Source organism: Blautia difficilis, assembly GCF_014297245.1.
Classification (GTDB): Bacteria; Bacillota; Clostridia; order Lachnospirales; family Lachnospiraceae; genus Blautia_A; species Blautia_A difficilis.
Genome location: NZ_JACOQG010000032.1, coordinates 26,191 through 35,259, shown reverse-complemented (window position 1 = coordinate 35,259; position 9,069 = coordinate 26,191). Strand labels below are relative to the sequence as shown.

The window sequence follows — 9,069 nt, the reverse complement described above, 5'->3', positions numbered from 1 at the left end:
AAGAAGACCGAAATTCAAAGCAAGATGGAGAGTTTCGGTCTTTGAATTATTTATATAAATTTCTCCACTGCTTTGACGGTTCCCGTTTACCGCAGTCATCACATGTCTGAGGCCAGTTAGTTTTCCATTCAAAATATTCATCTCTGGTAATCTCGCCGGATTTCAGTTCTTCTTTTATAAAGATGATGTGCTTCTTGGAAAGACTTTTACAGTTGATCCGATTTCAAAGAGAAGACTTGCTAATATGGGAGAGGAAAATCAATATTATATCCGGGAGCATCATGAAGCAATCGTTTCAAGAGAAATTTGGGATAAAGCAGAGGAAATTCGCTTAAAGCGTGCCAAACCGAAATTGATGCAGGCAACCGGAAACAGAGAGCGTTACACAAGACAGTTTACGTTCAGCAGTATGCTGGAATGTGGATATTGCGGTCATAAGCTGTCTAGAAGAACAAGACATCAGACCACAACAACGAAGAAACCAGTCTGGCAGTGTATGAATGCCACCAAGAATGGAATTGACAGTTGTCCAAACTGTAAAGCGGTGGATGAAGTGATTATTGAAAATGCGTTTCTGGAAGCATTCCGGTTGCTGGCAGATAATTTTGATGACGTTCTTCAGTCGGTATTGAATACAATAGAGGATATTCTGAAAGACGATATCGAATTGAAGAGAGTAAAACAGTTGGAAAAAGACATTTCTTCTATTGAATCGAAAAAAAGCAGGTTAACAGATCTGCTGATTGATGGTAAAATAGAGCAGGAAGATTATGATGAAAAGAAGTTGAGTTTCCAACGGAAACTTCATCAGTTAACGGAAGAAAAGGCTTATCTCGAAGAAAATATCGGACAACAGAAAAATATAAGCAAGCGTATGTCACAGCTTCGGCAGATACTGGAAAATGAAGACGCTCTGGATGAATTTGACCGCATTGTATTTGAGAGCATTGTGGAAAAGGTAATTGTTGGTGGATATGATGAAGAAGGAAATCCAACACCATATAAACTGACATTTGTACTAAAATGCGATCAGACCTTAAAGGTAGATAACGCAAAAGCAGATTACAGAGCCAATCAGAAAGGAACAAAGGTGTCATAAATGGAGCAGAATAAGGCTAAGCGATTGAATGAAAATGTAGCTGAAAAAATGTGTTCATTATGCGGTGACGGGGCTGGGGAAATGTGTTCTCCAGCCGATACCGACACATGTTGAGACTGTGTGCCTTTTGTCCAAACTTCATGAAGCAAAGCATCATGTGAATGTGAGACTGGATATGGACGAACTGGATATTACTTCTGCTGAAAGCAAAGCTACCTATGAGGAAATCAAGTCATATGTGGCTGAGCATAATGATGGTATGAAAGTTTCAAATCAGTATATTGCACAGGTTAAGGCTAAGTACGGGATTATAGAGCGTGAGAATTACAACAAAGCAAAGTCAGATGATGACAGACAGCCGCAGTGTCCAAAGGAGAAGGCAACAGCAATCGAGGCGGCATTGAAGTATTTTCAGACGATTCCAAGTGAAACATAGGATGATTCGGCTTATAAGAAAGAGAGAATTTTACTAATGTTATAGAGCCTTCGAACATTGGGAATAAAACCTGATGTTCGGAGGCTTTTTGTTTACAGAAAAATTTTTTGTGGATATAATAAACATGACATATAGTTGTCGTGTTGTGTTAGATATGATATGTATGGAGTGTGGGAACTATGAAGATAGATAGGCTTATTGGGATATTGTCAATCTTACTGCAGGAAGAAAAGACAACGGCTCCGGAACTGGCAGAAAAATTTGAGGTATCCCGCAGGACAATAAACCGGGATATTGAAGACCTTTGCAAAGCTGGCATTCCAATAAGGACGGCACAGGGAACCGGTGGTGGTATTAGTATTATGGACGGATATCGTATGGATAGGACGATTCTGACATCCAAAGATATGCAGATGATCCTTGCGGGGCTGAGAAGTCTTGACAGTGTGAGTGGAAACCGATACTACGGTCAGTTGATGGAGAAAATCCAGACCGGATCATCAGAGTTTATCAGTGGAAGAGACTCTATGTTGATTGATTTGTCTTCATGGTATAAAGGCTCTCTTGTTCCGAAAATCGAAGTAATCCAAAATGCAATAGAAAACAGGCATACTATACAGTTTAAGTATTATGCTCCATCTGGAGACAGCAACCGAAGGATAGAACCGTATTATCTGGTTTTTAGGTGGTCAAGCTGGTATGTATGGGGGTGGTGTTTAGAACGTGAAGATTACAGATTGTTTAAGTTGAACCGTATGAATTGCGTTACAGAATCGGAGCAGTTTTTTATGTGCAGAAATGTACCAATGCCGAATTTGTCAAATGAGAAGATATTTCCGGGCGGGATAAAGGTAAAAGTCCTTTTCGCCCCGGATGTAAAGTGGCGGTTGGTTGAAGAATTTGGACCGCATTGCTTTACCAGGACGGATGATGGAAGGCTGCTTTTTTCGGCGGATTATACAGATATGGAAAACCTTGTGACATGGCTCATGACATTTGGAGCAAAGGCTGAGGTGCTTGAGCCGAAAGAAGCACGGGACATTATTCGCAGGAATGCGGAAGAAACATTAAAAAGCTATGGAGGATTAGGAAAATGACGTTTGATTATAAAAAGGAATACAAAGAGTTTTACATGCCGAAGGGAACACCGTCTATTGTCAGAGTCCCGAAAATGAATTATATAGCGGTGAGGGGAAGCGGTAATCCAAATGATGCAGATGGAGAATATAAGCAGTCTATTGGACTTTTGTATGGAATTGCATTTACGATAAAAATGAGTAAAAAGGAAGATCATCAGATTGACGGATATTTCGATTATGTGGTGCCGCCATTAGAGGGATTCTGGTGGCAAGAAGGCGTGTCAGGAATCGATTATGCGCGCAAGGAAGAATTCAAGTGGATTTCTGTTATTCGCTTGCCTGATTTTGTTAGCAGGGAAGATTTTGACTGGGCAGTCAGAAAAGCTACGGAGAAAAAGAAACAGGATTTCTCCAAAGTTGAGTTCTTTTCGTATAATGAAGGTCTGTGTGTACAGTGTATGCATATCGGATCGTATGACGATGAGCCTGCTACAGTAGATGAGATGCACAGATTTATGGAAGAACAAGGATATGCACTGGATATTACTGATCAGAGAATGCACCACGAAATTTATTTGAGTGATGCACGGAGGGTGGCACCGGAGAAACGCAAGACTGTGGTCAGGCATCCGATAAGGAGGGCTTAAAGGTATGGAATATATTAGAGTTACGAAAGAAAATCTTGAAAAGGAGCACATTTGCTGCGCCATTTCCAACAATAAAGATATTCAGGTATCATCAAAGAAGGCTTGGCTTGCGGATAGATTTGATGAAGGTCTTGTGTTTCTTAAGAGCGTAGAACGCGGCAAGTGCTTTATTGAGTACATACCTGCGGAGTGTGCATGGAATCCAATCGAAGCACCTGGTTATATGTATATTAATTGTTTGTGGGTGTCCGGATCTTTCAAAGGCCATGGATATTCAAGTGACTTACTTTCCGAGTGTATTGAGGACAGCAAAGAAAAGGGGAAGAAAGGCCTATGTATTCTTGCAGCAGCAAGGAAAAAGCCATTTCTGGCCGATTCGAAGTTTCTAAAATATAAAGGATTTAAAGCTTGTGATGAGGCTGATAATGGAATCCAGCTATGGTATCTGCCGTTTGAAGAGAAAACTGAGCCACCGGTATTCAAGGAATGTGCAAAACACCCTCATATAAATGAAAGCGGCTATGTTCTTTATTATACAAACCAATGTCCTTTTAATGCAAAGTATGTACCAATCTTGGAAGAAACCGCTCAGAAGAATGGTATTCCACTCAAAGCTGTGAAGATTGAAAGTAGGAAGGATGCTCAGAATGTACCAACGCCGATCACGACTTATGCACTATTTTGTGATGGGGAGTATGTTACGAATGAGCAGATGAATGATAAGAAATTCTTAAAGCTGGTGGGAAGATAGGAGAAAACAACATGGCATCAACAAAGGTATATTTGAATTTTGTTCTGGAACAATTATCAGGACTGGACGAAATCAGCAGTCGGGCAATGATGGGAGAATTCATTCTTTATTACCGTGGAAAGGTTTTTGGTGGAATATATGATGACAGACTTTTGGTAAAGCCGGTTCCGGTAGCGGTGAAAATGATGCCGGATGCTGAGATGGAACCGCCGTATGATGGTGCGAAAAAAATGATTCTGGTTGATGATGTGGATAATCGGAAGTTTCTGTGTGAATTGGTTGAGAGCATGTGGGAAGAATTGCCGAAGAAGAAAGAGAAAAATTGCAAGTAAGACTTTCATTGCAGTACCCGCTGTCTGCAGTTACTTCTTCCAGAATACTTCCGAAAGCATTGTTATGTTTTTCAAGAACCGGGATCAGGGTATTATAATTGGTGCGGTCACTGCTCACATATCCATGCACGATGAAATAATTCTCTACTGCAATCTGAACATTATATGCTGGCTTTAAGCATATGATCTTCTTTCATGCGCATAAAAGTTGCATCTGTGCATTTCCCAGCTCATACTTTGATCCATAATCATTTTCCTGCAAAAAAGCATTATATTTTTCAAAAAGCTAGTCGATAGAGTCCAGAAGGCCTGCAAGATGGTAATTGATGCTTCCACGCCATACAAAAGTATAACGGTTTGTTTTGAGAAGCTCTTTTTGGAGTACCTGCAGTCTATCCTCGATTCTATCAGTGGTATTTGGCTGAGCGCTTTTTGCCATTGGCGCTTACGTTAAAAGAGATGTAAAGATATGAGGTGACTGGGGAGAGTGAAGCTGTTATAATGAAGTCATGAAAATGAAATCAGGAGGATATTTTGATGGGGAAAAACGACAGATTTGAAAGAATTTACTCACAGGGAACCATGAATGTTACGGAAATCTGGGTTGACAGAGAAACAGGGGTAAACTATGTGTTTCATGCGGCTGCGAATGCAGGAGGAATGACTCCGCTGCTTGACAGAGAGGGTAAACTAGTGATTTCTCCGATTGTGAACAGATAATTTGGAGATGGGGGAGGATGCAAAGATTATGATAAAGAATATCGCTATTGTCAGTTTATCGAGCGGAACAATAGGAGAGGATTTTGTTAAGCATGAGGTAGATATAGGAATAAAAAGGTTGAATGACTTTGGTCTGACTGTTCAATTTATGCCTCATGCCCTTGAAGGAATAGAATATGTCAAAAACCATCCCGAAAAGCGTGCGGCTGATTTGTTACAAGCCCTTAGTAATCCGGAGATTGATATGATTCTCTGTGCAATTGGTGGAGATGATACATATCGCTTGTTGCCTTTCTTGTTTGAACATAATGAACTGGCTGATGCAGTCTCCGATAAAGTATTTCTTGGTTTTTCTGATACGACGGTCAATCATTTCATGCTCCATAAGGTTGGAATGAAAACGTTTTATGGACAGTCTTTCCTTGCGGACGTCTGTGAACTGGACAAAGATATGCTCCCATATACAAAAAAGTATTTTGAAGAACTGGTAAGTACCGGAACGATAAAAGAAGTCAGACCCAGCGAGATCTGGTATGAAGAAAGGACGGATTTTGGTATCGATCGGGTTGGCACACCTTTAAAATATCATCCCGATTATGGTTTTGAATTACTGCAAGGCAATTCTGTTTTCTCAGGAGAGATTCTTGGCGGTTGTATTGATTCCATTTATGATTTTTTCAATGGAGATCGCTATGTGGATATGCCGCTTTTTTGCAAGAAGTACAAACTATTCCCAGAGATTGCAGATTGGGTCGGAAAGATTCTTCTGCTAGAATCCAGCGAAGAGAAGATGTCTCCTGAAAAATACAGAAAAGCCGTACTCGCACTAAAAGAAACAGGCATTTTTGATGTGATTTCAGGTATTCTCATAGGAAAGCCGATGGATGAAACTTATGTGCAGGAATATAAACAGATACTGGTAGACGCAATTGATCATCCGAATTTGCCCATAGTGTGCAATATCAATATCGGACACGCCCAGCCACGTTGCATCATTCCCTTTGGTGTTGTGGCAACGGTCGATATTGATAATCAAGTAATCAGATTTGCAAACTGAGAGATAACTTCCAGTATGTAGAATTAAGAAAATCGGTATTGACCGAGCTGAAAGCGAGGGATGCTTCTTGTCCGAAGGGCAAGAAGATATCCGGATGTCTTGGCTGTGAATACTGTCATAATCAGAATTATGGAGTATGTGTACAAAAGGATGATATGCAGGAGTTATATGAAGCTTTGAATATGATAGAGGTGCTGATTCTTGCATCACCAATCTACTTTCAAAATATCAGTGGTCCGCTCCAATCGGTAATCAGTAGGATTTACGCTTTGGGCAAGCCGTCAAAACTAAAAAAATGCGGTATGTTTCTGAGCAGCCGTATTGATGGTATCTATGCAGGTATCACAGAAATCCATAGAACGACAGCAAGAATTATGTGGGTAGAAGATATTGGGGTCATCACTTCTGTTGGAGATCAAAATGCGGTTTCTGAAAGAAGAAAGGAAATGATTGAATCTGGATTTGCATCTGAAAAGATAAACGAAGATAGAATAAAAGAAAAAATTAATGAAATTAGAGAGTTTGGTAGAAAACTATAACAGACAGGTGTTTTGGTATTCTGGCAAGCATGGATTTTATTCTGGTATGTACATATGAGAATGAGGGTGAAAATCCAGAGCTGTTGATTTATAAAAAGAGATAATATAAGCAAAAGAAGTATGAAAGGAAATAAATCTGATCATGAATGAAATTATAGATTCTTTATATCATAGAAAATCTGTGAGAGTATACGAAGACCGTCAGATTCCGGAAGAAATGAAAAATATGATCTTGGAAGCTGCTATGCAGGCTCCGTCGGCAGGCTGTCAGCAGCTATATACAATTCTTGATATCACGGATCAGAAATTAAAAGAAATGCTTGCAGAAAGCTGTGACCATCAGCCATTTATTGCAAATGCGAAGATGGTTCTGGTATTTTGTGCAGACTGTAAAAAATGGTACGATGCCTATCTGGAAGCAGGATGTGAACCTAGAAAACCTGGAGTGGGCGATTTGATGCTTGCGATTACTGATACAGCTATTGCGGCTCAGAATGCAGTAGTTGCTGCGGAGAGCCTTGGAATCGGATCATGTTATATCGGTGATATTATGGAAAACTGTGAGGAGCAGCGAAGACTTTTGCAGCTTCCTGAATATGTGTTTCCAGCAGTGATGTTAGTATTTGGATGGCCGACTGAACAGCAGAGAATGCGTCAAAAGCCGGAACGTTGTGAGCGAAAACATATTGTACATGAAAACACTTATCGTAGTATCGATGGGGAGGAATTGCGTGAGATGTTTGCATACCAATGTAAGAACAGCACTTATGAAGAATGGTGCAGTGCCTTCTGTAGCCGAAAATATAATTCGGATTTTTCTAAAGAAATGAGCAGATCAGTGTCAGAATACCTGAAACAGTATTAAAAATTATGATACAACAAAAAGGAGAATAACGATTGATGATTTAGCATAGGAAACGATTGCCTGACCATACCATTATCTAATATAATCAGCTTATAACTAATGATGTGTGGAGGGATGACTATGGGAAATCAATGTGATAACAAACGGAACTGCCCATGTACGTATGATTGTCCACGACATGGAAAATGCTGTGCCTGTGTGGCGTATCATCGTGATCATAATGAGGGAGTGCCTGGATGCTTCTTTTCAAAAGAGGCGGAAGCAACCTATGACCGCAGCATTGAAGCGCTGGCCAAGGATCATGGAATTATTTAACCGAATCAAGTAAGTCCCCTGCGGAGCAGTTATTTGGTGTAGAGCTACGTAACGAAGCGGATGATTTTATCCGCTTGACATGAATCACTGCGAAGCAGATGATTTTCTCCACATGATTAAATCATACAAAAAGAGCCACAGCTCCTGTGTTTTACAGGGACAGAGGCTCTTTTTGTATGAAAATATAACCAGACATCTGATTATTTTGTAATATAAGCTTTTAATAGTTCAAAGGTATTGCGGACTCCATCCATATGGGAGCGTTCATAATTATGTGAAGCATATACCCCGGGACCAATCAGGCCGTGGCGGATATCATAGCCGGCGCGCAAGGCAGTTTCCACATCAGATCCGTAGTGGGGATAAACATCAATGGCATAGTCTAGCTCCAGATCTCTGGCAATATTGGAAAGTGTGGTTACCAGATCATAATTATAAGGCCCACCGGAATCCTTGGCACAGATAGATACCATATGTTCTGTACAGCCCAGATCAGCGCCCACACATCCCATATCTACAGAGATCATCTCTTCTGTATCATCGGATACCACACATCCGCCATGGCCTACTTCTTCATAGACAGTGAACAGCAGGGAAACCTTGCGGTTCAGCTTCCAACCTTCCTCCCGGATTGCTTTGGCAAGTCCGATCAGAATCGCAGCAGAAAGCTTGTCATCCAGGAAACGGCTTTTGATATATCCGCTTTCTGTTACAACTGTGCGGGGATCCATGGCAATGATATCCCCTGTCTGGACACCCAGTGCCAGAGTTTCTTTTGCGGAAGCTGTATTTTCATCCAGTAAGATTTCCATATTTTCTTCCAGCTGTTCGGTCTTCTGATCAGCAACGTGGGCAGATGGTTCGGTATTTAATACGACTCCTGTGTAAACTCTGCCGTCACGTGTGTGGACAGTACAGTTTTCACCGTCTGCAGTGGACCATTGGTGGCCTCCGAGGGTTGTGGGACGAAGGCGTCCGTTATCCTTGACAGAGCGGACCATAGCACCCAGGGTATCCACATGGGCTGCCAGCACCAGTGGAGAACCGGAACCACCCAGGGTGACAAATACATTCCCCTTATTGGAGAGTTCCGGGGAATAACCCAGGGAAGATAATTCAGATAAAAGATAATCGGTAGCTTTTCTGGTAAAGCCCGAAGGGCTTGGGATGGAAGTCAGTGTATATAACTGTTCTTTAATAAAATCCATATAAGAACTCATAGGTCGGTT

Annotated in this window: 12 protein-coding genes and 2 pseudogenes; 11 read left to right on the top strand and 3 right to left on the bottom strand. The window is 41.1% G+C overall.

Translation table 11 applies throughout. From position 1 onward, the window contains the following. Positions 1-46: 46 nt before the first annotated feature. Positions 47-178 (bottom strand): annotated as a pseudogene (locus H8Z82_RS17945) (helix-turn-helix domain-containing protein); the annotation flags it as partial. A 9-nt stretch (positions 179-187) separates the two neighbouring features. Here H8Z82_RS17945 and H8Z82_RS14665 point away from each other — a divergent pair. The 6 genes from H8Z82_RS14665 to H8Z82_RS14640 all read left to right on the top strand — a co-directional run bounded on the left by H8Z82_RS14665 (position 188) and on the right by H8Z82_RS14640 (position 4,344). After that, positions 188-1,099 (top strand): recombinase zinc beta ribbon domain-containing protein, encoded by a 912-nt coding sequence (locus H8Z82_RS14665; RefSeq protein WP_330607994.1) that lies wholly within the window; start codon positions 188-190, stop codon positions 1,097-1,099. Between the two features lie 118 nt (positions 1,100-1,217). Next, complete coding sequence (locus H8Z82_RS14660; protein ID WP_330607993.1) at positions 1,218-1,535, top strand: 23S rRNA methyltransferase; 318 nt, start codon at positions 1,218-1,220, stop codon at positions 1,533-1,535. A 179-nt stretch (positions 1,536-1,714) separates the two neighbouring features. Next, positions 1,715-2,632: a helix-turn-helix transcriptional regulator gene (locus H8Z82_RS14655; protein ID WP_186995529.1), complete on the top strand. Its 918-nt coding sequence runs from the start codon at positions 1,715-1,717 to the stop codon at positions 2,630-2,632. Then, on the top strand, positions 2,629-3,261 hold the full coding sequence (locus tag H8Z82_RS14650; RefSeq protein ID WP_186995528.1) for a GyrI-like domain-containing protein: 633 nt from the start codon (positions 2,629-2,631) through the stop codon (positions 3,259-3,261). Before H8Z82_RS14655 ends, H8Z82_RS14650 begins: the two co-directional genes overlap by 4 nt. A 4-nt stretch (positions 3,262-3,265) precedes the next feature. After that, on the top strand, positions 3,266-4,012 hold the full coding sequence (locus tag H8Z82_RS14645; protein WP_186995527.1) for an N-acetyltransferase: 747 nt from the start codon (positions 3,266-3,268) through the stop codon (positions 4,010-4,012). 11 nt (positions 4,013-4,023) lie between these two features. Further along, positions 4,024-4,344: a TfoX/Sxy family protein gene (locus H8Z82_RS14640; RefSeq protein ID WP_186995526.1), complete on the top strand. Its 321-nt coding sequence runs from the start codon at positions 4,024-4,026 to the stop codon at positions 4,342-4,344. 4 nt (positions 4,345-4,348) lie between these two features. On the opposite strand, the pseudogene H8Z82_RS18070 reads toward H8Z82_RS14640, so the two are convergent. Beyond that, positions 4,349-4,702: pseudogene (locus tag H8Z82_RS18070) on the bottom strand (IS1182 family transposase); the annotation flags it as partial. 179 nt (positions 4,703-4,881) lie between these two features. On the opposite strand from H8Z82_RS18070, the gene H8Z82_RS14635 reads away from it, so the two are divergent. From H8Z82_RS14635 to H8Z82_RS14615, 5 genes are all read left to right on the top strand, one after another. Continuing rightward, the gene (locus tag H8Z82_RS14635) at positions 4,882-5,064 is read left to right on the top strand and encodes a DUF6440 family protein (protein WP_019161036.1); all 183 of its coding nucleotides are present in this window, start codon (positions 4,882-4,884) and stop codon (positions 5,062-5,064) included. Between the two features lie 28 nt (positions 5,065-5,092). Beyond that, on the top strand, positions 5,093-6,121 hold the full coding sequence (locus H8Z82_RS14630; protein WP_186995525.1) for a S66 family peptidase: 1,029 nt from the start codon (positions 5,093-5,095) through the stop codon (positions 6,119-6,121). Positions 6,122-6,159: 38 nt separating this feature from the next. Further along, positions 6,160-6,660: a flavodoxin family protein gene (locus H8Z82_RS14625; RefSeq protein ID WP_019161038.1), complete on the top strand. Its 501-nt coding sequence runs from the start codon at positions 6,160-6,162 to the stop codon at positions 6,658-6,660. Positions 6,661-6,802: 142 nt separating this feature from the next. Next, positions 6,803-7,525, top strand: a complete 723-nt coding sequence (locus tag H8Z82_RS14620; protein WP_186995524.1) for a nitroreductase family protein — start codon at positions 6,803-6,805, stop codon at positions 7,523-7,525. A gap of 120 nt (positions 7,526-7,645) precedes the next feature. Further along, entirely contained in the window at positions 7,646-7,840 is a 195-nt protein-coding gene (locus H8Z82_RS14615) for a hypothetical protein (protein WP_186995523.1), read from the top strand. 200 nt (positions 7,841-8,040) lie between these two features. Here H8Z82_RS14615 and H8Z82_RS14610 read toward each other — a convergent pair whose 3' ends face one another. Next, a complete protein-coding gene (locus tag H8Z82_RS14610) occupies positions 8,041-9,060 on the bottom strand; it encodes a M42 family metallopeptidase (protein ID WP_186995522.1) in 1,020 nt (339 codons plus the stop codon). Positions 9,061-9,069 lie beyond the last annotated feature (9 nt).